This is a genomic window from Kribbella sancticallisti (assembly GCF_039530625.1).
GTDB classification, from domain to species: domain Bacteria; phylum Actinomycetota; class Actinomycetes; order Propionibacteriales; family Kribbellaceae; genus Kribbella; species Kribbella sancticallisti.
On record NZ_BAAAOS010000006.1, the window covers coordinates 74104 to 98456 of the forward strand.

At 68.9% G+C, this 24353-nt stretch carries 20 protein-coding genes and 1 pseudogene; 11 read left to right on the forward strand and 10 right to left on the reverse strand.

The annotated features are described in order from the left end of the window. Positions 1-8 precede the first annotated feature (8 nt). Positions 9-1034 carry a class II fructose-bisphosphate aldolase gene (gene fbaA, locus ABD255_RS02345; protein ID WP_344209198.1) on the forward strand — a complete coding sequence of 342 codons (1026 nt, stop codon included), beginning with the start codon at positions 9-11 and terminating at the stop codon, positions 1032-1034. 241 nt (positions 1035-1275) lie between these two features. On the opposite strand, the gene ABD255_RS02350 is transcribed toward fbaA, so the two are convergent. From ABD255_RS02350 to ABD255_RS02360, 3 genes are all read right to left on the reverse strand, one after another. Next, entirely contained in the window at positions 1276-2394 is a 1119-nt protein-coding gene (locus ABD255_RS02350; RefSeq protein WP_344209200.1) for a hypothetical protein, read from the reverse strand. Positions 2395-2726: 332 nt separating this feature from the next. Continuing rightward, a complete protein-coding gene (locus ABD255_RS02355) occupies positions 2727-3758 on the reverse strand; it encodes a type IV toxin-antitoxin system AbiEi family antitoxin domain-containing protein (protein WP_344209202.1) in 1032 nt (343 codons plus the stop codon). A gap of 79 nt (positions 3759-3837) precedes the next feature. Further along, entirely contained in the window at positions 3838-4287 is a 450-nt protein-coding gene (locus ABD255_RS02360) for an HNH endonuclease (protein WP_344209204.1), read from the reverse strand. A 145-nt stretch (positions 4288-4432) separates the two neighbouring features. Between ABD255_RS02360 and ABD255_RS02365 the strand changes: the two genes are divergently transcribed. From ABD255_RS02365 to ABD255_RS02375, 3 genes are all read left to right on the forward strand, one after another. After that, the gene (locus tag ABD255_RS02365) at positions 4433-4840 is read left to right on the forward strand and encodes a DUF3151 domain-containing protein (protein WP_344209206.1); all 408 of its coding nucleotides are present in this window, start codon (positions 4433-4435) and stop codon (positions 4838-4840) included. A 43-nt stretch (positions 4841-4883) separates the two neighbouring features. Then, complete coding sequence (locus ABD255_RS02370) at positions 4884-5657, forward strand: 2-phosphosulfolactate phosphatase (protein ID WP_344209208.1); 774 nt, start codon at positions 4884-4886, stop codon at positions 5655-5657. 125 nt (positions 5658-5782) lie between these two features. Next, the gene (locus tag ABD255_RS02375) at positions 5783-7105 is read left to right on the forward strand and encodes an MFS transporter (protein WP_344209210.1); all 1323 of its coding nucleotides are present in this window, start codon (positions 5783-5785) and stop codon (positions 7103-7105) included. Positions 7106-7689: 584 nt separating this feature from the next. Here the strand turns inward: ABD255_RS02375 and ABD255_RS02380 are convergent. Then, positions 7690-8502 (reverse strand): DUF6597 domain-containing transcriptional factor, encoded by an 813-nt coding sequence (locus ABD255_RS02380; RefSeq protein WP_344209212.1) that lies wholly within the window; start codon positions 8500-8502, stop codon positions 7690-7692. A 62-nt stretch (positions 8503-8564) separates the two neighbouring features. Between ABD255_RS02380 and ABD255_RS02385 the strand changes: the two genes are divergently transcribed. Beyond that, the gene (locus ABD255_RS02385) at positions 8565-9056 is read left to right on the forward strand and encodes a VOC family protein (RefSeq protein WP_344209214.1); all 492 of its coding nucleotides are present in this window, start codon (positions 8565-8567) and stop codon (positions 9054-9056) included. A 348-nt stretch (positions 9057-9404) separates the two neighbouring features. Beyond that, positions 9405-10697, forward strand: coding sequence for an adenylosuccinate synthase (locus ABD255_RS02390; RefSeq protein WP_344209217.1), 1293 nt, complete (start codon positions 9405-9407; stop codon positions 10695-10697). A 69-nt stretch (positions 10698-10766) separates the two neighbouring features. Here ABD255_RS02390 and ABD255_RS02395 read toward each other — a convergent pair whose 3' ends face one another. Then, positions 10767-12791 (reverse strand): serine/threonine protein kinase, encoded by a 2025-nt coding sequence (locus tag ABD255_RS02395; RefSeq protein WP_344209220.1) that lies wholly within the window; start codon positions 12789-12791, stop codon positions 10767-10769. Between the two features lie 94 nt (positions 12792-12885). After that, positions 12886-15018, reverse strand: coding sequence for a sialate O-acetylesterase (locus ABD255_RS02400; protein WP_344209222.1), 2133 nt, complete (start codon positions 15016-15018; stop codon positions 12886-12888). Positions 15019-15219: 201 nt separating this feature from the next. Here ABD255_RS02400 and ABD255_RS02405 point away from each other — a divergent pair, with 201 nt between their 5' ends. Next, positions 15220-15822: a DJ-1/PfpI family protein gene (locus tag ABD255_RS02405; RefSeq protein ID WP_344209223.1), complete on the forward strand. Its 603-nt coding sequence runs from the start codon at positions 15220-15222 to the stop codon at positions 15820-15822. Here ABD255_RS02405 and ABD255_RS02410 read toward each other — a convergent pair. Together ABD255_RS02410 and ABD255_RS02415 are read right to left on the reverse strand one after the other, a co-directional pair. Further along, positions 15805-16929 (reverse strand): class I SAM-dependent methyltransferase, encoded by a 1125-nt coding sequence (locus ABD255_RS02410; RefSeq protein ID WP_344209224.1) that lies wholly within the window; start codon positions 16927-16929, stop codon positions 15805-15807. The two genes, ABD255_RS02405 and ABD255_RS02410, sit on opposite strands and share 18 nt — an antisense overlap. Before the next feature lie 213 nt (positions 16930-17142). Beyond that, positions 17143-17844 (reverse strand): SDR family oxidoreductase, encoded by a 702-nt coding sequence (locus ABD255_RS02415; RefSeq protein ID WP_344209226.1) that lies wholly within the window; start codon positions 17842-17844, stop codon positions 17143-17145. Between the two features lie 93 nt (positions 17845-17937). On the opposite strand from ABD255_RS02415, the gene ABD255_RS02420 reads away from it, so the two are divergent. Further along, the gene (locus ABD255_RS02420) at positions 17938-18528 is read left to right on the forward strand and encodes a TetR/AcrR family transcriptional regulator (RefSeq protein WP_344209228.1); all 591 of its coding nucleotides are present in this window, start codon (positions 17938-17940) and stop codon (positions 18526-18528) included. Here the strand turns inward: ABD255_RS02420 and ABD255_RS43605 are convergent. Further along, positions 18508-19636, reverse strand: a pseudogene (locus ABD255_RS43605) (glycoside hydrolase family 88 protein). The gene ABD255_RS02420 and the pseudogene ABD255_RS43605 overlap by 21 nt on opposite strands. A 203-nt stretch (positions 19637-19839) precedes the next feature. On the opposite strand from ABD255_RS43605, the gene ABD255_RS02430 reads away from it, so the two are divergent. After that, entirely contained in the window at positions 19840-21093 is a 1254-nt protein-coding gene (locus ABD255_RS02430; RefSeq protein ID WP_344209231.1) for an alginate lyase family protein, read from the forward strand. A gap of 75 nt (positions 21094-21168) precedes the next feature. Here the strand turns inward: ABD255_RS02430 and ABD255_RS02435 are convergent, their stop codons facing one another. Continuing rightward, entirely contained in the window at positions 21169-22005 is an 837-nt protein-coding gene (locus ABD255_RS02435) for a siderophore-interacting protein (protein WP_344209233.1), read from the reverse strand. Positions 22006-22125: 120 nt separating this feature from the next. On the opposite strand from ABD255_RS02435, the gene ABD255_RS02440 reads away from it, so the two are divergent. Next, positions 22126-23292: a FecCD family ABC transporter permease gene (locus tag ABD255_RS02440; RefSeq protein ID WP_344209235.1), complete on the forward strand. Its 1167-nt coding sequence runs from the start codon at positions 22126-22128 to the stop codon at positions 23290-23292. Further along, on the forward strand, positions 23292-24353 hold the full coding sequence (locus tag ABD255_RS02445; protein WP_344209237.1) for a FecCD family ABC transporter permease: 1062 nt from the start codon (positions 23292-23294) through the stop codon (positions 24351-24353). The genes ABD255_RS02440 and ABD255_RS02445 overlap by 1 nt, the downstream gene beginning before the upstream one ends.

The following is a 24353-nucleotide window of genomic DNA, read 5'->3' on the forward strand; positions in this document are numbered from 1 at the left end:
CGCGAGACATGCCTATTGCCACCCCTGAGGTCTACGCCGAGATGCTGGACAAGGCCAAGCAGAACCGCTTCGCCTACCCGGCCATCAACGTCAGCTCGTCGCAGACGCTGACCGCCGCGATCCGCGGCTTCGCCGAGGCCGGCTCGGACGGCATCGTCCAGGTCTCCACCGGCGGCGCCGAGTACCTGTCCGGCTCGACCGTGAAGGACATGGTCACCGGTTCGGTCGCGCTGGCGGCGTACGCGCACGAGGTCGCGAAGAACTACAACGTGAACATCGCGCTGCACACCGACCACTGCCCCAAGGACAAGCTGGACGGCTTCGTCCGGCCGCTGCTGGAGATCTCCGCCGAGCGCGTCGCGCGCGGCGAGAACCCGCTGTTCCAGTCGCACATGTGGGACGGTTCCGCGGTGCCGCTGGAGGAGAACCTCGAGATCGCCAAGGACCTGCTGGCCAAGGCCGCGGCCGCCCGGATCGTGCTGGAGATCGAGGTGGGTGTCGTCGGCGGTGAGGAGGACGGCGTCGCCAACGAGATCAACGACAAGCTCTACACCACCGTCGAGGACGGCCTGGCCACGGTCGAGGCGCTCGGCACCGGCGAGAACGGCCGCTACCTGACCGCGCTCACCTTCGGCAACGTGCACGGCGTCTACAAGCCGGGCTCGGTCAAGCTGCGTCCGGAGATCCTGAAGGAGATCCAGGACCAGGTCGGCGCCAAGGTCGGCAAGGAGCGCCCGTTCGACCTCGTCTTCCACGGCGGCTCCGGCTCCACCCTGGAGGAGATCCGCGCCGCCGTCGACCACGGTGTGATCAAGATGAACGTCGACACCGACACGCAGTACGCGTTCACCCGTCCGGTCGCCGCGCACATGTTCGGCAACTACGACGGCGTGCTCAAGGTGGACGGTGAGGTCGGCAACAAGAAGTCCTACGACCCGCGCGCCTGGGGCAAGGCCGCCGAGGCCGGCATGGCCCAGCGCGTCGCCGAGGCCTGCGAGCACCTCCGCTCCACCGGCACCTCGCTCCTCGCCTGAGGAAAGCACTCCCGCCTGACCCAAGCACTCCCGCCTGAGGAAAGCACTCCCGCCTGAGGAAAGCACGTCCCGACCTGAGGCAGAGCACGTCCAGACGTGAGGCAAAGCACGTCCTGACCTGAGGCAAAGCACGTCCTGGAAGGGCCCGCCATCCGGCGGGCCCTTTCTTCTTCTTCTTCTCGAGCCGGACATCGAGCCGGACTTCGAGCCGCTGTCTTCAGCGCCTCGTGAGGCCGGTCCTTCAGCGGACGGTGAGGCCGCCCCAGTCCGGGGCGTAGAACGGCACGGTCGACTGGCAGTCGACGATCGGCTCGTCGGTGGCGGAGAACCCCCAGAGCCAGCCCAGGCGATCCATCCGGCCGTCCTTCAGCGAGAACGAGACCGGCTTCCCGACGAGTTCAGGCGCGGCGGATCTCGTCACCACGCCCGTCGCGACGCCTACCTTGCCGCCGACCGTGAGACAGGTGATCTTCCCCTCGAAGTCGGCCACCACCGAACCGTCCGGCTTGTGATGCATGACGTGGAACCCGCCCGTTACCTCCTTCGCGTTCCCACCCGGCGCGATCCTCGCCGCGAGGGAGAAGCGCAACGGATCCCCTCTGAAAGCAGGCGCCTTGCTGGTCCCGCCCAGAACCGCCCGCACGCTGGTCCCCCGCTGCCGCCCTCCGTCGGAGCCGGAGGCGATCGTCACGCGAGGAGCGCCGGGCGTGCCGTCCGGAGCGCTGAACGTGCCGTCCGGAGCGCTGAACGTGCCGTCCGGAGAGCCGGCCGTTCTGTCCGGTGTGCCGGCCGTGCCGTCCGGTGTGCCGGCCGTGCCGTCCGGAGTGCCGGTCGGTTGGGTGATGAGGGGTGCGTTAGAGCGATTGCCCTTCGGCGTGGATCCGGCTCGTGGGGATTCTGGTTGTTGCCCTGGGCCACCTTTGACGGTGAAGTCGCCCCAGCTGAGGGGGAAGGTCGGGGCGGTGCCCTGAACGCGGTTGACCGGGGCGCCGAAGAATCCCCAGACCCAGCCGATCCGGTCGTGCCGCCCGCCGTCATACACCGTGAACGCGACCTTCTTCCCGACGAACTCCAGCGGCACGTCGGGGTGTTCGGCCCGCTCGATCACACCGGTGACCACCGCGACCTCGTCAACGGCGTACAGGCTGGTCGTGCGGCCGCTGAACTCGGCCAGCAGTCGCCCGTCCGGCTTGCGGTGGATCACGTGAAAGCTGCCGTCCGGCCGCAACGGATCGGTCGCGTGGGTGTCGATCTCGAAACTGACCGGATCCCCGGCCAGTTCGCCCCACTCAGCTCCCAAGACACCGCCGCTCTTCCCGGTCACCTTCATCACCGGCTCGCCGGAAGCCCGCTCGACCACTGCCGCCGACCCGCCTTCCGGCCGTGAGCCAGCCCCTGCCGGCGACCCGCCTTCCGGTCGTGAGCCGGCCGCTGACGCCGACGCACCTCCCAGTACTGAGCCGGCGGTGGTCACCGCGACCAGGGCTGTGAGGGCAAAGCGCAGGACCCTGTGGCGGGATCGGACCTGGATACTCAACTCGGTCACTCCTCTCCTGCCGGCGCTCTTGTCAGCCCCGGCCCGACCACCCTGCGTCCCGGGCACCCCCGCGCGGATCCCTCCCGCGAGCGAGCCCACTGCCACCAACGGGTGAACCGGACCCACCCCGCGAGGCACGCCGGGAACAGATCGCACTAGAACCTCAGCAGGTGGGTGGTGGGTTTTCGGCGGGGGCGGTTGGGGTCGAAGACGCGCACGCCCGTACGCCGAATGGCGCGGGTGAAGGCTGTTTGGACTTGGTGGATGACGTGGCTCGGGTGGTCGAGGTCGGCCCAGGAGATCCAGCAGTACTCGAGGGGGTCGGGTGAGGTTGCATCGGGGCCGTCGAGAGAGTCGTCATCGGAGTGTTCCTCCAGGTCGTCGTCGGAATCGCTTCTCCAGAAGGGGATTCGGGGGTCGAACTCGATCACGGTTCGTTCGTCGGGGAACCAGAGAATGCAGCCTTCGAGGTCGACGGAGGGGTCGGGGGAGGGCTCGTCGGGGGTGAGGACGGGTGGTGGTGAGGCGGAAGGAGAAGGCAGGCCGGCTTCGGTGAGGATCAGGCGAAGCCGGGACTCGGCGACCGAGGCAGAAGGCGTCCCAGCGTGGGCCAGGACGCGGTGGGCTCGGTCGGTGCCGCGGGGGAGTTGATTGGCCGCTCGTTTGAGGGAACTCGGCGTCACCAGGCCGGCGTACAAGGCGGCGTCGGCCAGGGCGACGGCGGGGGCGAGGGCGCAGGTGGCGGCGACCTCGGCGACCGCCCGGGATGGCGTGACCAGGTGCAGCTTGTTCCACAGTTGGACGCCAGGGCCTACTGGATCTCGGACATGGCGATGCACTCCGCCGCTGCGCCGACCAGCGCGGCCGGTGCGGGTAGTCAGGTGGAGGTGCGAGAGGTCGAGCCCCCACAGCGGCAGCCCGTGCAGGGCGGCCGCTGACTGGTGGCTGGCGATCAACCCGGGCTCGCCGTATCGCAGTACGTCATAGAGGCGGCGGAGGTGCAGCATCTCCTCGTCGACCAGGGTGAGGGTCTGGTGCGGGGCATAGGTGCCGCGCCGGATCCGGCGCCAGCCGCCGGTGTCCAGCAGGGAGTCGATGTCGGGGTCGGGGTAGCCACACGCACGCGCGTCCGCACGAGTGAACACCCCGCCGCGGATGGTGGTCATCACGCTGAGTTGTGGGTTCACACCCAAGAAGATGCAGCGATCAGGACCTCTTCGCCGCGACGACCTCAGACCTGTGGAAAGAGGGCATGAAAAAAGCCCGTCATGTCTTTATGACGAGCTCAGCGCGGGTCGGCACCCAAGGTTGCCAGAGGAGCGGCATGTCGGCCTCGGCAGGAGTGCGGTTGCCTTTGCGCTCATTGCACGACGCATGAGCCGCGACCGCGTTCAGCCATTCCGTCCGGCCGCCGCGGGACCTGGGTTGGACATGGTCCATCGTGTCGGCGTTGTCCAGCCCGCAATAGGCGCAGCGGAACCTGTCCCGCCTCAGCACCCCGTGCTTGCTGTACTTCATCCGGCCGGCCGCGTAGCGCCAGTGCGTCACCACGTACCGGACCAGGCGCAGTACGCGGGGCACCGGGAATGGGCCGATTGTCCGTTCGCCATGTGCCTCTTCGACCACCGCGACCTCGCGGACCAGCATCCGGATGGCGTGCTGGATCGACACGGTGTGCAGCGGCTCGTATGACGCGTTCAGGACGATCACGCTCATCCGGTGCCTCCTTCCGGCCGTAGCTGGGAACCACGGCGGTCTCGACGCAGGGTCTCAAGCATCCGTGGCCGCCCGGTGAACGGTCAACGGATTTCGCCAGCCGGTCACGTGCCGGGTCGGCTGCGTGATCGGCGATCATGTGCTTATGGAATTGAACAATCTGCTGTCAGGTCCACCCGAGACACTACTCCCCGTCGACCCGGCGGCCGCGGAACTCGCCGCCGGGGCCGCTCCGGTCGACCTCGCGGCCAAGTATCCGACCTCCTCGCTGGCCTGGTCGGAGCTGGCCGAGGCGGCGCTCGCGGACGGCCGCACGATCGAGGCCTACGCCTACGCCCGGACCGGCTACCACCGCGGTCTGGACCTACTGCGCCGCAACGGCTGGAAGGGCCATGGGCCGGTCCCGTGGGAGCACGAGCCCAACCGCGGCTTCCTGCGCTGCCTGGCAGTTCTGGGCAAGGCGGCCGCGATCATCGATGAGAAGGACGAGGCTGAGCGCTGCGCGACCTTCCTGCGCGACTCCTCCCCGACCGCGGCCGACGTCCTGGCCTGAAAGTGGTTTGTAGGGGCCGGCGCCGGCGGGACATGATCCGTCGGTGACCAGCCCCTACTCCCAACACGGATTCCGTGCCGGCTTCGACTGGGGCCCGGCCGGTGCCGCCGCGGTTCCCGGCAGCCTGGTGGCGGTGGTGGACGTACTGTCCTTCACTACCGCCGTCACCGTTGCTGTCGACTGCGGCATCGAGGTGTTCCCTTACCGCTGGCGTGACGAGACAGCAGTCGCGTACGCCGAACAGCTCGACGCGGTCCTGGCGGTAGGCCGGTCACAGCAGGGCATCACTCTCTCGCCCGACTCCATCCGGCAAGCGCAAGGCGTGCAGCGGCTGGTACTGCCGTCGCCCAACGGCTCCACGATCTCCCAGCAGCTCAGCGACAGTGGTGCCACGGTCCTGGCCGTCTCCCTGCACAACACGTCGGCCGCCGCCGACTGGGCAGCGGCCCAACTGGCGCAGGACCCCACTCTCACTGTTGTGGCGATTGCTGCAGGGGAGAGGTGGACAGACGGGTCGTTGCGCCCGGCAGTGGAGGACCTCTGGGGAGCAGGCGCGTTCCTGGCAGCACTGGCTGATCGCGGAGTTACCCCGCTCTCTCCAGAAGCCCGGGCGGCGGCCGCGGCGTACAGGGAGGTTGCTGGGGAGCTGCCCGAGTTGCTGTACGACTGCGCGGGCGGACGCGAGCTCACGGAGTACGGGTTTCCGCAGGATGTGGCTGTCGCGGCGGAGGTGGACAGCAGCCGGCTGGTGCCGCTTCTCCAGGCCTGTAGACTGAGCGCGTCATCAAAACCCTCGAGGTTCTGCCCGGTGACATAGCCGGTAGGCGGCGTGCGTCCCCGCTTCCTACCGAAAATGGACGGTTGTAGGCGGCACGGACGGACCGGCGAAGCAGGACGCCCTCGGTCAGATCACCGCCCCGCCGGGCAGCGGAAGGTACTACCGTGCCGGCACTCACCGGACGGATCCGCACGCCCGACAGGCCACCGAGTGGCTACCGCGTCGCCCTGCAGACGCCCGGAGCGTGGAAATTCTACCTAGCCGCCGCACCTGCCCGGATCGGCATCGCGATGACCGGTCTCGGCATCGTCTGGCTGGTGCACGGCTCAACCGGCTCGTACGCCGTCGCCGGCAGCGTGACGGGTGGTTTCGCCATCGCCGAGGCGGTCGGTGGCCCGCAGGTCGCGCGGCTGATCGACAGGTTCGGGCAGCCACGCATGCTGCCGATCACCCTGCTGCTGCACGCCTCGGCGATCTCCCTGCTGATCGGTCTGACCGTGTCGTCGTCGCCGGTGTGGATGTTGATCCTCGCCGGGGTCCTGGCGGGCGGCTCGCTCCCACAGATCGGCGCCCAGACCGCAGCTCGCTGGGCGCATGCGCTGCGCGGAAACCCTGTCCTCTCATCAGCCTTCGCCCTGGAGTCACTCGGCACAGGCCTGGCCTTCCTGGTCGGCCCGGCTCTGATCGGCACGGTCAGCGCGCTGGGCTCACCAGTAGCCGGCTCAATCCTGGCAACCAGCCTCGTACTGGCAGGTGGCCTCTCACTAGCTCTCCAACGCCGTACTGCGCCGCCGCCCACCGCCGGTGTTCGCACAGAGGGCTCAGTGCGGTTGCTGCGACCAGGGTTCCTCGCACTCGTCGGTACGACCATCGGCGTCGGGCTGTTCTTCGGCACCATGCAGGTCTCGGTGACCGCCTTCGCGGTGGGCAGGGGATCCGAATCCTTGGCCGGGCCGCTGTACAGCATCACCAGTCTGGTCAGCCTGGCAGCCGGAATCGCCTATGGGGCAAGGCGTTGGCGTCTACCGGCGAGGACTCAGTTCGTCGCCGTCATGGCCGTTCTGTTCGTCACCAGCCTGCCGCTGCTCGGTGCCGATAGTCCGCTGACCCTCGCCCTCGCGTTGGCCTTGCCGGGACTGGCCTTGGCGCCGATCCAGGTGCTGTCGGCGGTCCTGGTCGAGTCGGAGGTTGAGCCCGCAGTACTGACTCAGGCCTTTACCTGGTTGAACTCCGGCAGTGCCGCCGGCATCGCGATGGGTGCGGCTGTCGCCGGTCGCGCTGTAGATGCCAGCGGCCCTCAGTTGGGATTCACGCTGGCCATCGCGGCGACCTCGGTGGCCGCCGCGATGGCTGTGGTGGTCTACCGGGTCCCGCGACGGAGCAGGGTCCAGCCGAGCACGGCGAACAGGACCATCCAGCCGGTGATGGCCAGCCGGGCCACGACCCACGGGCCCAAGATGCCAGGAGTCAGCGGGACGAACACGTAGATCCCCAGGGCGAGTGGCAGGTAGCGCGGCCACCCGGACCAGGCTTTGGCACGCAGTACGGCGATGCCTGCCAGGATGAGGAACACGCCGATGCCCATCGACGTCACGCCGTACCAGATGTCGAGGGTGTCGGTCTCGGGGCTCGGGTAGAGCGAGTCCCGGGCGCTGATGGCGGCCACCTCGACGGCAGCGAGCCCAAGCATGGCGAGCACGCTGCCTCCGACGCCGATCCGGCCGACCCCTGAACGGCCGGCGGCGCCGGAGGTCCACAGCGCCGCCAGCAGCACGACCAGGCCGAGGTGCTGAACGCAGAACACCAGTTGGATGATCGCGAAACCCGTTGCTGTCAAGGGATAGCTGTAGCGGCCGTCGTCCACGGCAGCCGGGTAGAAGATCAGGAAGAGGCCGCCGGCAACGCCCAGCACGGCCGCCCAGAATCCGATCGCACCCGCCCGCCGGCTCGAGGCCGAAGCAGCCGGGCGCAGTCTTGCTGCACTGTCAGTAGTCACGGTGTGCCCCCACATCCGCTGGAGAAATACTAAGGTTCACCTGATATTCAGGTGTACCTTAGGAATCTGCTGCCGTCAACGGTAGGTGTATTGGGCTTCGGCGACGGCGCGGGTGGCGTATTCGGCGGGGGTGAGGCCGATGACTTGCTTGAACTCGTGGGAGAAGTGGGCCTGGTCGAAGTAGCCGAGGGCGAGAGAGAGTTCGGCCAGTTCGGAGACATCGCCGCGGGCCAGGAGGTCGGCGCCGTCGTGCAGGCGGTAGCGGCGTAGTACCCATTTGGGGCCGACGCCTACGTAGCGGCGGAAGAGGCGCTGGAGCTTGCGCACCGGAAGGTCGAAGCGGTCGGTGACCTGGTCGACCCGGGTCAGTTCGCGATCCTCGCCCATCGCCGCGACCACCCGCCGGACCAACTCGTACTGCGGGTCGGTGGCGACCAGGTGGTCGGCCAGGAACGCCTCCACCACCGCGCGGCGGCGGACGTCCTCGTCCTCGGCGAAGACCAAGTCCGCCAGCCGGTCGGCATCCTCGAAGACCTCGCGCAGCGGCAGCACCTGGTCGCGGAACGAGCCGACGTCGAGCCCGGTCACCGCACCGAAGCCGCCGGCCCAGAACTTCACTCCGAATACCCGGCCGCGGCCGCGCAGTTCGCGCTCGAACTTGCGCGTGCAGACCCCGTTCACGAAGGCGCCGCCGGGCTGTTCGAAGGTGACGTTCACGCTCGGGTAGGGCAGCACCTCGGCGACGTACGGCTCCTGGAGGTCCCACTCGACGATCCAGTACCACTCCACGAAGCGGCCGATCTCCGGGCCGGGGGCGAGCCGGTTCAGGGTCCGGTGCCGGGCCTGTTCCCGCGGGTGCAGGATGCCCTTCTCGTGGTCCGGCGGCATCGTCAAAGTGGCTGTCGCTTTCTTACAAGACCGGTCGGTACGGCGTACCGAAGACTGATCGCATGACGACGAACACGGTAAACCCCATCCCCGACGGTTATCACTCGCTCACCCCGTACCTGGCGGTCTCGGACGGCCCGAAGGCGATCGAGTTCTACCAGCAGGTGTTCGGCGCCGAGGTGCTCAGCCGGCAGGACATGCCCGACGGCCGGCTGGGTCAGGCGGAACTACGGGTCGGCGACTCGATGCTGCAGATCAGCGACGAGATGCCGCAGATCGGGCTGCGGGCGCCGAACGGCGAGTGGGTGCACTCGTCGCTGGTGCACTACGTGCCGGACGTGGACGCGACCTTCGCGGCCGCGATCGAGGCCGGGGCGCGGCAGGTGGAAGCGGTCCAGACCTTCATGACCGGCGACCGGTACGGCACCGTGATCGACCCGTTCGGGCACCGCTGGGCGATCCTGACCAAGGTCGAGGACGTCTCCCGCGAGGAGGCGGACCGTCGGGTGAAGGAGTGGCTGGCGTCGAACCCGGAAGGCCTCAGCGTCGACTGAGAACAGCGGAGCGAGATGCCGCGGGCAACGAGAAAGCGGCCCGCCGGAACCGTCCCCTGCGGCAGTTTCGGCGGGCCGCTGACTAAGAGTGTGCACGCGATCACGGAAAATGGCAACCCGTCGTGAAGGATTGCGCGCCCGGTGTCACGTGTTGCCCGCGCGGACGCGGGTGAGCGTGGTAATGCGCGGTTCCGGTAGGCTTTCGCCGCAAGAGCCTGGTCGCGGAGCCGGAGTGAAGTTTCGGTGAACCGTGCCCGGGCTTCACCCTTTCTCAACCGAGGAACAGCCAGCGGCCGGCCACGCACGGCGATGGAGCCGTCGGGCCGACGCGTGAAGAGGAGGGCTGAGATGCCCGCAATCGTGCTCGTCGGCGCCCAGTGGGGCGATGAGGGCAAAGGCAAGGCGACCGATCTGCTCGGCAACACCGGGGCCGAGATCGACTACGTGGTGAAGTTCAACGGCGGCAACAACGCCGGCCACACGGTGGTGATCGGTGACGAGAAGTACGCGCTGCACCTGCTGCCGAGCGGAATCCTGACCCCGGGCGTGACGCCGGTGATCGGCAACGGGGTGGTGGTCGACCTCAGCGTGCTGTTCGAGGAACTCGACGCCCTGCAGGCCCGTGGCGTCGACACGTCCCGGCTGGTGGTCAGTGCCAACGCGCACCTGATCCCGCCGTACAACCGGACCCTGGACAAGGTGGCCGAGCGGTTCCTCGGCAGCCGCAAGATCGGCACCACCGGCCGCGGCATCGGGCCGACGTACGCAGACAAGATGAACCGGATCGGGATCCGGGTCCAGGACCTGTACGACGAGAAGATCCTGGAGCAGAAGGTCACCGGCGCGCTGGAGCAGAAGAACCAGTTGCTGGTGAAGGTCTACAACCGCCGCGCGGTCGAGATCGCCGAGGTGATGGACGAACTGCTCGGGTACGCCGACCGCCTGCGCCCGATGGTCGCCGACACCCCGTTGCTGCTCGGCCGGGCGCTGGACGAGGGCAAGACCGTACTGATGGAGGCCGGCCAGGCGACGCTGCTGGACGTCGACCACGGCACCTACCCCTTCGTCACCTCCTCCAACGCGATCTCGGCGGGCGCCTGCACCGGCTCCGGCATCCCGCCGACCCGGATCGACCGGGTGATGGCCGTGGTGAAGGCCTACACCACCCGCGTCGGCGAGGGGCCCTTCCCGACCGAACTGCTGGACGCCGACGGTGAATGGCTGCGTCAGCAGGGCTTCGAGTTCGGTACGACGACGGGCCGCCCGCGCCGCTGCGGCTGGTACGACGCCGTGATCGCCCGGTACGCCGCCCGCGTCAACGGCGTCACCGACTTCGTCCTGACCAAGCTGGACACCCTCACCGGTCGGGAGAAGATCCCGGTCTGCGTCGCGTACGACGTGAGCGGGGTCCGGCACGACGAGATGCCGATGACGCAGACCGACTTCCACCACGCGAAGCCGGTCTACGAGGAGTACGACGGCTGGGACGACGACATCACCGGCTGCCGCACCTTCGAGGACCTGCCGAAGAACGCGCAGACCTACGTGAAGGCGGTCGAGGCGCTCAGTGGCGCACCGATCTCCGCGGTCGGCGTTGGGCCGGAGCGGTCGCAGATGGTCATTCTCGACAACCGCATCTGAACAGTCCGTCAGCCTGAGCCTTCGCCGACTACCGGCGGGGGCTCAGTCGTTGTCGGCGGCCGATACGGACTATCGACCGATGAAGGGCAGGTCGCGGATCACCGGGTAGTCGCGGAAGTCGCTGAGCCCGGGGCGGTTGGGGAGGTCCGGCGCGGTGACCGGAGTACGGGCCCAGTCGGCGCCGCCGCCGTTGGCCGCGCTGGTGAAGGAGCTGATGGCCGCGCCGGCGAGCAGCGCGGCGATCAGGAGGCTCAGCCAGGCAGGGCGGAAGGCCTTGCGCAGGGCGATCTTGGAGCCGCGGCGAAGCGACGAACCGCCCGGGCCTACCCAGGCCATCAGTAGCCCGGCCAAGCCGCCGGCACCGAAGCCGACAGCGGACAGCGGCTGCCAGTCGAGACCTCTGGAGCTCGCTGCTCCGGCGGAGATGGTGCCGCCGACGATGAAGCCGACGATGACCGGCAGGATCAGGCAGAAGAGCGTGATGAGGGTTGCCGCGATCAGGTGGACCGGGCTGGCCGCGACGGCGACCAGGCCGTCGGACTTGCCTCGTCCGCCGCGTACTTGGCGGCGCCGCATCAGCGCTGTGCTGCCTCGGTCAACCGTCCTGGCGACGACGATGAGGACTGCTGCGACCAGTAGTCCCAGGCCCGGGGTCAGAGCCATCAGACCGGCTAGCGCGAACAGCAGAGTTGCCAGGAGCACGGAGCGAGCCAGTTGTTGGTTGGCTGAGGGTGGGGCGTCCACCTTCGCCACCGGCGTGTGGTCCTGCCGCTTGGCAACCGTGCCATGCTGCTGGGGTTGCTGGTACGACGCCGGCTGCTGAGGTTGCTGGTACGTCATCGGCGGCTGAGGCTGTTGGTACGGCTGCGGGTAAGCCTGCTGGTACGGCGCTACTGCCTGGCCGGGGTAGTTGGCCGGCGCCGGGTAGGGCGCGAACGTAGGTCCAGCAGGAGGCGCGGCCTGGTACGGCAGCGGCATAGCCGCCGGCGCTGCCGACGTGGGCGTCGGGCTGTACGTAGCGGGATGACTGGGTACGACCGCGGCCGCCTGGTTCTTGGCCTTCTGCTGGGCGGCGACATCCTTCAGCTTGTCGCGGAGTGGCGCGAAGGCCGACAGCGGCGGAATCACCGGCGGTACCAACTGAGCTACCTCTGCCGGGTCGTGGTCCTTGCTCGGAGTCCCTTCGGGCATCACTCGCGTCATCAACGCGGTAGGCGGGTTCACCACCGCGGTGTCCTTCGACGCGTCCGGGACCAGAGCGTCCCTGCCCTCGGCGTAGCGGTTGAGGCCGGCCATGATCTCGGTCTGGGTGGGGCGGTCGCGGCGGTCCGGGGACAGGGCGGCGGCCAGTAGTGGCTTGAGGCGTGGGTCCAGTCCCTCGAGGTCGGCCTTGCCGGTGTGGACTCGGTGGAGGACCACCTCGAAAGGACCCTTGCCGAACGGACGGCGACCGGTGGCCGCATAGGTGACGGTGGCTGCCCAGCCCCACCAGTCGGCGGACTCGGAGACCATCTCGCCTTCGATGAGTTCCGGCGCGAGATAGCCCGGCGTACCGATGACCAGGCCGGTCTGGGTGAGGCGGAGGTCGTCGGCGGCCTGGGCGATGCCGAAGTCGATCATCACCGGCTTGCCATTGAACATCATCACGTTGCCGGGCTTGAGATCCCGGTGGATCACACCCGCGTGGTGGACCGCCTGCAGGGACTCGGCCAGGCAGCCGGCCAGCGGTAGCCAGCGCCGCGGGGTCAGCGGCCCACGGTCGTCCACCTGCTCGTCCAGCGGCCGTCCGGGCACGAACCGAGTGACCAGGTACGGCCGGTCGCACTCCAGGTCGTGGTCGAGGATTCCGGCGACACCGGGGTGGTTCACCTTCTGCAGGTTGGTCGCCTCGCGCTGCAGCCGGGCGCGCGCCGTCGGGTCGTGGGCCACGTGGGGGCGCAGTACCTTGAGCGCTACCTCTTTGTGCTCGGGACCTTCGGCCAGGTACACGACGCCCATGCCGCCCTGGCCGAGCCGCCGGATCAACCGGTACGGCCCGACCCGCTCCTCCAGCACCTCCGTCGGCGTGGAAGGCCGTCCCCCTGTGACTGACATGCCATCTACGGTACGTCGGTACCAGCCCACTCGGGGCCCAGTCACTGAGCGCAGCCGGTGCCTCGGGGCGGTGGGCACCGGCCGCGCCCTCGGTCTACGAAGTGACTGGCAGCGTGAAGGCGAGCAAACCGGTGCCGGTGGCGTTGGTGATCCATGGGCCGGCGCTGTTGTGTCCCTGGTAGGTCAGGCCTGTCACACCAGCTGGAGGGCCCGACAGGGTGAGCACGAGCTTGCCGCCCGGCTGGTAGGTAACCGACGAGACAGTGACCGCGGCACCCTCGACCCGGAAGTCAGCGGCGGAGCCTGCATCGACAGTGAGCGGATCAGTCGAGCGGAGTTGAATGGTGAGTTCGGAGCCGCTGGCGGTCACGCTTGCCGGGTTCGGCGGAGCCACGCCCGCCGACGGACCGCCGTACAGGTCTCTAGCCAGTACTGCGAACGTGTGGTCGCCCATGTCGCGATATCCACCGAGGTACGCGTAGTGGCAGCCGTCGTGGCCGGACAGGCCGTTCGTGGAGAGCACCGTGACGCCGGCCGTGTCCCCGAGATCCCGCTGGGCCTCGCGAAGATTCATGGCTGTCGTGTTGCCGCAGGGCGAGGTGCGGACCTGGTACACGTAGTACCGGCTGCCGCCGGGGATTCCGCTGCCGAAGTCGGAGCGCCAGTCCTGCAAGAGCGAGGTGAAGCCGGTGACGTGGACCGACGCGTTGTCGTTGTCGGACTCCCCCTGGTACCAGAGCACCCCGCGGACCTGGCTGATCACGCCTGCTGTCTCCAGACGTTCCCGGAGCCGGCCGTAGTTGGTGGTGAGGTCGTCGGGGTTCGCGTCGTTGCGCTGGAAGAAGTTGATCGGCTGGCCGCCGTGCGCGCCGTTGAACAGCGCCACCGGGACCTTGTAGGTGTCGACGATCCGCCGGCCCATCCGGATGGCCCACTGGCCGACTGAGCCGGACTGGTTGGTGACGTCGCCGGTCGCGTAGTGCCAGACCCGGTCGGCGCCGGAGATCGTGCCGTTCGAGGTAGAGGTGCCGTAGCTCCTCAGATACGGCGACTCCTCGGCGTTCGCAGCTCCGCTGTACTTCGCCGCCTCCGCGTTGCTCTGACCCTGTACTACGTACACGTCGCCCGAGACCACGCCGTCCCGGCGAGCCACCACCCGGTCGATCCCGGGCCCAGAGGCGCGTAGCTCGAACGTGTACTCCTGCAGGCCCGCCTTGATTCGTGGAGTGAAGCGGAAGGTGCTCGACGACGAGGTGAAGGTCTCGGTCTTCCCGTTGCTCGTCACGCGGAGTTGGACCCGCTTCACTCGGGAGTCGGTAACCCGGCCGGCCACTGGCACGGTCGAGCCGCCACTGGTGTCTCGCGGGATCAGTTGGCGGTCCTGGGGCGACTCGGTCAGCGCGACGAGCGCAGTACGGACGTAGGCGGTGAGTTTGCGCTGGGAGTAGCGGTTGGCGTTGTTCGCGAACGTCCAGTCGGGCTGGCCGCCGAGATTGGTGCCGATGCCCAGGGACAGCAGGCTGTTGTCGGACTCGGTGAAGGTGTTGATCGAGAAGACCTGCTTGGCCGCGAGGTTCGACGGCCGGGTTGGGCCGACCTGTGAGACCTGGAACGAGCCGTAGCCGAGCGGCGAGGTCGGGTTGTCGTCGACGTCGAAGGTGTTCGGAGAGGCGTTCGCGACCTGGGTGCTGGCGCTCTCCTGGTACTGGTTCGGCCACATCTCCAGGTAGCCGGTCTGGCCGGTTCCGCTGGTCACGCTCGGCACGTTGGACCGTACCTCGAGGTCGCCGACGCGCTGGCGGACCAGCTCACCAGGTCTGGTCGGCAGGCCGATTCGCCTTGCGTCGTTGGAGAACGGCTCCATCGCCGTCCAGACCCACTGGGGTCCGTCGGGGCCGTTGAGTTCGAGGCAGTAGCCGACCCGGTCGAAGTTCGAGCCGATCTCGGCGGTCCGGTCGAGGCTGTACGGCGGGGTCTCGTTCAGGTAGCTCGCCCGCTCGGGCAGGTCGAGTTGAAGGACTGGAGTGAACCCAGCGGCGGCCGCATCACAGGCCGTGGCGGCTGCCGAAGCACTCCCGCCTGCCGAAGCAGTCGCGGCTGGCAGCAGAGTCGCAGCTGGTGCTGGATTGGCGGCGGCGGGAGCGACTGCCGCGGTGAGGGATGCGGTGGTCGCGAGGACGGTGGTGGCGATGGTGACGATCGAGCCGGCGTTGACGCGTCGAGGCATGGCGGACCTCCGGAGGGCGGGATGTCTCCACCATGGGTAGCTGTTCGATCACCGATGGTGCGAGCGTTCTGCGCCCAGCGGTCCCATCCCTGCGCCCAGTGGTCCGCACGGTCCCACCCGATCGCCTAGTGGCCTGAACCTAGCGAACAGCGTCCATCCGGCCACTGGTGACGATGATGGGGACCCGGTTGGCTGGAGCCCATGAGAATCGAGATCCTGGTGTTCGACGGCGTCGACGAGATGGACGTGATGGGCCCGTTCGAGGTCTGGAGCCTCGCGTCCCGGCGACCCGAGTTCGAGCTGGCGCTCGTCGGGCTCGACGGTCCCGCCGAGGTGACCGGCCTGCATGGCCTGCAGTTCAAGGCGTCCGCAGGACTCAGTACTCCGGACGCCCTGTTCGTGCCCGGCGGCGGCTGGATGAACCGCGCCGAGAAGGGCGCCTGGGCCGAGGCTCGCCGCGGCGTACTGACGGCCCGGATCGCCGAACTGGCGCCGCGGCTCGACTGGATCGGTTCGGTCTGCACCGGCTCGATGCTGCTCGGCGAGGCCGGCCTGCTGAAGGGGCGGCCGGCGACGACGAACCGCGGCGCCTGGCACGAGCTCGAGGAGTTCGGCGCCGACGTGAAGCACCACCGGGTGGTCGACGACGGCGACCTGGTGACGGCCGGCGGCATCACCGCAGGGATCGATCTGGCCCTGCGCATCGTCGAGCGCTTCTCGTCCGTCGAGGTCGCGGACGGCATCGCGGCGGGGATGGAGTACACCCGCGACCGCGACATCCACGTCTCAGCGACGGCGAAGTAGCAGTCCGCGGCTTCCCCGTTTGCGCAGGTAGGCGCGGCCGCCGACGACCGCCTCGAAGCGGGGCAGGACCAGATCCAGTTCCTCCTCGACGGACCACCCGGGCGGCCAGGTCTGCCGGGCCAGCTCCCCGGGTTCCATCGCCACGAACAACCTGTCCGTGGGGAACCGGTCGAGCAACGTGAGGTCCTGGCCGTAGTACAGGAGTTCGATGAGCAGGTATGCCGAACCGGTCAGCCGCTTGGTGGTGGTCAGTTCCTCGAAGCTGTGCGGGTGGATCCGGACCTCGCCCTCGACCTGCTCGTGCAGCCGGGCCAGGAAGATCGGATTCGGCTCGGTGGCGTCGACCAGGTAGCCGTCGCGCAGCAGCCGCTGGGTCAACGCGCCCTCGCAGGCGCCGACCTCGATCACCCGCCCGGCCGCGGGGTCGAGGTGACTCCGCACCCAGGCCGCGGTCGCGCCCAGCCGTTCGTTCTCGTACTGCGACGTCGCGAACTCCCACGGATCGGGTACGAGCGCGGGGTCCGTGCTGCTCGTCAACGCGAACAAGCGAGCGCGTTCGTCGGCGCTCGACTCGAAGAAGCGCTCGACCGACCTCACTCGCCGAGTGAGCAGCGCGTCCTCGTCGGCGTCGTCGATCAGCAGCAGGTCGGCGCAGTGGGTGTTGACGAAGTCCAGCTTCGCGTCGATCAGCGGCTGGTCGAGTGTCACGTCCAGGTCGGTCGTCCACTGGAACCGGTCCGCGTCACCGACCGCGTGCCGCACGGGAGCCCGGACCAGGGCCGCGACATCGAGGCCCCATCGGGCGCGCCGCTCCCGGCTGTCGGCCGGGGAATGGGTCCAGACGGTCGCGGCGACGTCGCCGGTCTCCAGCGCGATCGCATCGGCCGCGCTACCGGGCGAGAAGGGCTTGGCGCCTTCGCCGCCCGCGGCCAACAAGTCGGCCAGGGAGGCCAGGCGGCCGGCGAGCGGGACTCCCGCCGGCAGCCTCAGATAGGCCCCGTGATCGGCGATGACCAGATGCACCTCGCGACCCTGGCCCGGATCGAGAACGGAGAGGAAGTCCACCACGACGTCCTCGGGACGTGACACCGCAACAACGTCAATCATCCGGACCGATTTTACGCAAGAACGCTACGAAAAGCAGCCCGACGCGTGTCGCCGACTCACTCCTTCAGCAGTGCGGCGACCGCGTCGGTGACGACCTTGCGCCGCTCGGTGAAGGTCCGGCTGACCAAAGCGGCGTACTCCGGGGTCATCCCGCTCCACAGCGCTGAGAGGTGGTGGCCCGCTCGAGCCGGTACCAGGTCGCGAGCCGCTGAATCAGTTCTTGAGTTGCGGGTAGAGGTTGGTGAGGTCGCCGGACACGGCGGCCTTCGCGCCACGGGCGGTGTCGTCCGCGAGCACCTCGTAGGCGCCGGTCTCGATGCCGTCCAGCGCGGCCTTGGCGATGTCCGCGGGGCTTTCCTTGGGCGCGGTCACCGCGGTCGTCATGTCGGTGTCGACGTAGCCCATGTGCAGGCCGGTGACGCCGATGCCGCGGTCCAGCAGTTCCACCCGGATCGCGTTGGTCTGGGACCACAGTGCCGCCTTGGTGGCGGCGTACGCGCCGTGCCAGGAGACCCAGGACAGCGCGGAGTGCGCGTTCAGGATGTGGCCGCCGCCGTTGCGCTCGATCACCGGGACGAACGCCCGGGTCAGGTTCAGCGGGCCGAAGAAGTTGACCTCGAAGACCTGCCGGATGTCCTCGAAGGGCACGTCCAGGTAGGTGTCGGGGGAGGTGCCGCCGGCGTTGTTGATCAGCACGGTCACGTCCGGGGCCGCTGCGAGGAGTGCGTCGATGGAGGTCTGGTCGGTGACCTCCAGCGGCAGGGTGACGACGCGGTCGTCCGTGCTCGGCTGGGGGTTGCGGGCGGTGGCGTAGACCTTCTTGACGCCGCGGGTGAGCAGGTCGTCGACGATGGCCTTGCCGATGCCGCGGTTGCCGCCGGTGACGAGAACGACGGCGCCTTCGAGGGTGGTCATGGTGAACTCCAGAGACAGAGGTGGAAACCGATTGGTTCCCCACCGTAAACCGATCGGTTTCCAAACTCAAATCAAGCCGGTACGCTCGATCTCATGACGACCCAGGCGACACCCCGCGACCGGCTGCTGGACGCCGCGGGCGAACTCTTCTACCGCGACGGCGTGAACATCGGCGTGGACGCGCTCTGCAAGGCGGCCGGGGTCTCGAAGAAGTCGATGTACCAGCTGTTCCGGTCCAAGGACGAGCTGATCGCCGAAAGCCTGGCCAGCCACGGGCCGGCGTACCAGCGGATGCTGGAGCCGGGACCGGAGGACGGGACCACACCGCGAGAGCGGATCCTGGCGGTGTTCGAGCGGCAGGAGCAGTTGATGACGGCCAGCGGGTTCCGGGGCTGTCCGTTCGTCAGCACCGCGGTCGAGCTGAAGAATCCCGAGCACCCGGGCAGTGTGGTCGCGCGGCACTTCAAGCAGCGGTTGACGGACTTCTTCCAGGCCGAGCTGGTGGCTGCCGGTGTCGACGACCCGGGGGCGCTGGCGGTGCAGTTGACGATCGTGTTCGACGGCACGAGCGCCCGGGCCGTAGTACGGGCCCAGGCGCTCGCGGGGGTCGGTGTCACGATGGCTGCGTCGTTGCTGGACGCGGCCGGGGTCAGGGCCGAGGCGCTAGCGAGCCAGGCCCGCTAGTTCCGAGCCGGCCAGCAGGAAGGCGCCCACGCCGAAGTCGGCGGTCGACTCGTAGGTGATCGGCTGGCTGGATTCCGGCCGGTCGCCGACCTTCTGGACGAAGCCGAGGAACCCGTCCGGGTGGACGGCGGTGGCGGCCATTCCGTTCCAGGCTCGCGCTGCGACGGGTTGATAGCCGGCGGCTGTCACCAGGCCGGCCTTGATCGCATAGGCCGTGCTGTAGGTGAAGAAGGCGGTTCCGCTGGTCTCGGGTCCGGGGAGATGCTGCGGATCGCCGAGGTTGACGTTCCAGAATCCGTCGGACCGCTGGATCGGACGTAGTGCGGTCACCAGTTGCGCCAGCGTGCTCCGGTACTCCGCGACGTTCCGCTGGGTGGCCGGAAGCGCCTTCAGGGTCTTCACATGCCCGGCGGCGACCCAGCCGTTGCCTCGCGACCAGAGCACCGGCTTGCCGTTCGGCGAGACGATCTTGCCGGGCAGGAACCGGTCGTCGCGATACCAGAGCCCACTCGACGCGTCGTACAGGCCGCGGGTCCGCTTGGTGTGGTGATAGAGCTGGTAGAGCTTGGTCCAATACGCCGGCGTTGCGCAGGCGGCCGATCCGGGCGAAGGGCGGCATCGCCATGTGCAGCGCGTCGTCCCACCACCAGTCGTCGATCTTGCTGCTGGCAACCATCCGGCGCAGCGTCTCCGTTGCCGCGGTCAACTTGTTCGGCGACGGCTCGAGCTCGTACAGATCGAGGTAGGCCTGGATCACGTTGTGGTTGTCGGCATGCCGGGTGGCGACGCCTTCGCGGATCCCGTACGCGTGCTTCTCGGCCCACGATCGGGTGTAGTCGAGATACCTCCTCTCGCTGGTCAGCCGGTGCGCGGCCATCAGGCCGCTGAAGAAGGTCGCCCGGGCCCAGCCGTTGTCGCCGGGGTCGGGGTGGGTGGCGATCCACTGATCGGCGACGCGGCGGACGAGAGCGACGATCTGGGCGCGGGAGGGCAGCAGGTCGGAGGGCGGCAGGTCGGAGGGCGGCGCGGCCGCGGCGGCGGTCACGGAGGGTAGTGCCGGGGCGGCCATGACGGCGGTTCCCAGGGTCAGGAAGTGGCGTCGTTTCATGGGACAAGACCTCACTTTGTTCCATTGGGGCGGGACAAATCGGCGATCTGTTCCAGATCAGCGTGGTTTTTTCACCTCGTGAATCTTCTCTGGCTTGGGATATTGACGCCTTCACGCTCTGTCGTCAAACTTCCGAAAAGACACTGCGGTAGTGGGGGAATCGCAGCGTCCACCGCCCCCGCCACACCCTGAGGATTCCGCCCATGCGAAAGAAAGCACTCTTTCCGGCGCTGGCCGCCGCGTGCGCCGCGCTGGTCGCCGGCGCGCTGACCAGTCCCGCCGTCGCCTCCCAGGCCGAAACCGGAGCCAAGGCCGAGGCCGCTTCCAAGGCCGAAGCCGGTGCCCAGGCGCCGGCCGCCCTGCTCGCGCCGGTCACCTTCACCCATCCCGGTGTCGGTGTCAGCCGGCCGCAACTCGACTTCGTCCGGGCCAAGGTCCAGGCCGGTGCGCAGCCGTGGACGAACGCGTTCAACCAGGCGAAGAACAGCAACTACGGCTCACTCAGCCGGAACCCGACCCCGCGCGCGGTGGTCGAGTGCGGCTCGTACTCGAACCCGAACTACGGCTGCACGAACGAGCGCGAGGACGCGATCGCGGCGTACACGGACGCGGTGCTCTGGTACATCACCCGCGACGATCGCTATGCCCAGAAGGCGATCCAGTTGATGGACGCGTGGTCCGCGACGCTGCAGGACCACACCAACAGCAACGCCCCGCTGCAGACCGCATGGGCCGGGTCATCCTGGCCGAAGGCCGCGGAGATCATCAAGCACGTCTACGGCAACTGGCCGAACTCCGGCCGCTTCGCCACGATGCTGCGCACCGTCTACCTGCCCGAGATCATCAACGGCTCGAACTCCAACGGGAACTGGGAGTTGAGCATGACCGAGGCGATCCAGGGCATCGCCGTGTTCCTGGAGGACCGGACCGTCTACGACAAGGCGATCTCGCTGTTCCGGGTCCGGACGCCGGCCTTCGTGTACCTGGAGTCCGACGGGGCGCTGCCGAAGACGAAGCCGAGCCAGAACCTCAACACCCGCGAGAAGATCATCGCCTACTGGCAGGGCCAGAGCACGTTCGTGAACGGCCTGACCCAGGAGACCTGCCGCGACTTCGTCCACACCGGCTACGGCATCTCGGCGATCGGTCACGTGCTGGAGACGTCCCGGATCCAGGGCATCGACCTGTACCCCGAGTTCGGCGACCGGCTGCGCCATGCGCTCGGGTTCCAGTCCCGCTGGGAGCGCAACCTGGAGCAGGTCCCGTCCTGGCTCTGCGGCGGGAGCGTCAAGCGCGGTCTCGGCCCGATCACCGAGGTCGGCTACAACGCCATGCACACCCGGCTGGGCTTCGCGATGACCAACACCCAGGCCCTCACCGAGTCGCGTCGCCCGGCCGGCTCGAACAACCTGTTCGTCGCCTGGGAAACGCTGACCCACGCCGAGAACCCCAGCTGAGCAGGCCGCCCCGGAGAGCCTCGGCCGGCTCTCCGGGGTCGCAGTACTCCAGACTCTTGGGGGGGGTCGCGGTACTCAGACCTGGGCTTCGCCGCGCTTCCAATAACCCTGGAAGGAGATGGCGGGCTTGGGCAGGCCGACCGTGGTGACCAGGTGGCGGCGAACCTGCTTGATCATGCCGGACTCGCCCGCCACCCAGGCGTAGTCGACGTCGAACGGCAACGTCGCCGATTTGAGGGCCTCTAGCAACGAAGTCGGGCCGTCGGCGGGTCCGCCGGTGTGCGGGATCCAGATGATGTCGACCTGGCCGGGGCTCGGCAGCGGACGGATGTCGCGGATGTCGGGGACCTCCACGAACGCGGTCGCCCGTACGCCGGCCGGCAGCAGCTCCAGGATCCCCGCGAGTGCCGGCAGGGCGGTCTCGTCGGCGACCAGGACCCGGCTGACGCTGGAAGCCGGCGGTACGTAGTCCACGCCGGACATCAGCAGGCCCTTGGTGCTGGAGGTGTCGACCGCGAACGGGAGGATCAGGCCGACCTCCGCCCCGAGGGTGGCCTCGCTGACCCACGCCGAGGCGGGTCCGTTCACGCCGTGCAGGACGAACTCGATGTCGAGCTCGGCGACCTCCGGGCGGAGCGCGCGCACCGTGTACGTCCGCATCACGAACCGCTCGTCGGCGGGGGTGGCGCACCATTCGGCGTACCAGTCGTCGCCGGTCGGCAGGCGCAGTACGCCGCCGTCGGGCGGGGACAGCAGCACCTTGATGCGCTGGTCCGGGCCCGCGGTCACCACGTCGGCGATCCGGGGCGCCACGAAGGTCACCCGGCGCAGGTGCGGGCTGAGGTCGTCGATCGCGGCCACCGTTGCGAGCACCGAGTCGAAGTCGATCGGTCGCTCGAGCACTGTCGTCATGCCAGTGTCTCCGTCAGGGAAAGTAGTGACAAAGCAGGGGTTCGGGTGCGACCCGATGGGCGAGCGGGTTATGGTGAAGCACCTAGAGGTTAGCCTTACCTAAGAGGATCCCAAAGTCCAATGCCACCGCCCGCCCAGCGGACCGACGCCGCGTCGCGGCCGGACCCCGCCACCAACTCCGCCCGGCCGGTCGACGGCGACGGCTCTGCCGTGCCCGGCGCTGCCGGCTCTGGCTCCGGCGGATACGGTTCAGCCGCCGGCGCCGACGGGAAGAGGCGCCCGCGCGCGCGGCGGACGACGCTGGTCGCCGGACTCGTCGCCTGCATCGCGCTGCTCGTCCTGGTGTGCCTGCTCAGCATCGCGGTCGGCTCGAAGCAGATCCCGCTGGCCACGGTGCTCGACGCCCTGCGCCACTACAACGAGGCCGACACCGATCACGTCATCGTGCGGTCACTCCGGGTACCGCGAACGCTGATCGGCCTGCTCGTCGGCGCGGCCCTGGGCCTGTCCGGCGCGCTGATGCAGGGCGTCACCCGCAACCCGCTGGCAGACCCCGGCATTCTCGGCGTCAACGGCGGCGCGGCCCTCTTCGTTGTCGCGGGCATCTACTGGTTCGGGCTGAACAGCCTCACCTCCTACGTCTGGCTCGCCTTCGCCGGCGCGGCCGCGGCGTCGGTCGCGGTCTACATGCTCGGCTCACTCGGCCGCGAAGGCGCGACGCCGGTGAAGCTCGCCCTGGCGGGCGCGGCGATGACCGCGATGCTCGGCTCGCTCACCACCGCGCTGCTGATCGGCGACGTCAACACCTTCGACCAGTTCCGGTTCTGGGCGGTCGGGTCGCTGGCCGGCCGCGGTTCCGACGTCGCCGAGCAGGTCGCGCCGTTCATCCTCATCGGCATCGTGCTGGCTCTGCTCTCGGGCCGGGTGCTCAACGCCCTGTCGCTCGGCGACGACGTGGCTCGCTCGCTCGGCCAGCGAGTCGGCCTGGCCAGGGTCTTCACCGCGATCACCGTCGTACTGCTCTGTGGTGCGGCCACGGCAGCCGCCGGACCGATCGGTTTCATCGGCCTCACCATCCCGCACGTCGCCCGGCTCGTCACCGGCCCCGACTACCGCTGGATCCTGCCGTACTCGATGCTGCTGGCGCCGATCCTGCTGCTCGGCTCCGACGTGATCGGCCGGATCGTGGCCCAGCCCGGCGAGCTCCAGGTCGGCATCGTCACCGCGGTCATCGGCGCCCCGTTCTTCATCGCCCTGGTACGCCGACGCAAGCTGGCGGATCTCTGATGGCGAGCGTGACCCAGACGGCGGGAGACCTCGCGCCGGCCCAGGTGATCGCCCGGGCGCGGGCCGTCCGGCAGGCCCGGGCGGTCGCGGTGATGGCCGTGCTCGCGGTGATCCTGTTCGTGACGTTCTGCGTGTCCCTGTCCCTGGGCGACTTCAAGATCCCCGTCCTCGACGTGGTGAAGACGCTGTTCGGCGGCGGCGACCGGGCCACCGAGTTCATCGTCAACCGGCTCCGCCTGCCGCGGGCGCTGACCGGGATCCTGGTCGGCGTCGCGCTCGGCATGTCCGGCGCGATCTTCCAGAGCGTGGCCCGCAACCCGCTGGCCAGCCCGGACATCATCGGCGTCACGTACGGTGCCAGCGCGTTCGCCGTGTTCGCCATCGTGACGCTCGGGCTGACCGGTGCCGCCGTCTCGGGACTGGCCATCGCCGGGGCGATGCTGACCGCCTTCACCATGTACGTGCTGGCCTGGCGCCGGGGCGTGTCCAGCTACCGGTTGATCCTGGTCGGCATCGGGCTCGGCGCGATGGCGACCAGCCTGACGTCGTTCCTGCTGACCAAGGCGCGGGTGGAGATCGCCCAGCAGGCGCTGATCTGGCTCACCGGCAGCCTGAACGGGCGGGACTGGTCGCACGTGCGCTCGCTGGCGATCATGCTGGTCGTGCTCGCCCCGGCGATCGCGCTGCTCGTGCACCGGTTGAGGATTCTCCAGCTCGGCGACGAAACGGCGTACGGGCTGGGGTTGCGGGTGGAGGGATCTCGGCTCGGGCTGATCGTGATCGGAGTACTGCTGGCCGCTGTCGCGACGGCGGCGGCCGGGCCGATCGGGTTCGTCGCCTTCGTGGCGCCGCCGATCGCGCGCTGGCTGACCCGGTCGCCCGGTCCCGCGATGATCGTGTCCGCGCTGATCGGGGCGCTCGTGGTCGCGCTGTCGGATCTGATCGCCCAGCACGCGTTCGGCGACACCCAGTTGCCGGTGGGCGTCGTCACCGGGGTGGTCGGCGCGCCGTACCTGATGTTCTTGCTGGCGAGGGCCAACCGGGTCGGAAGTGGTGGCTGA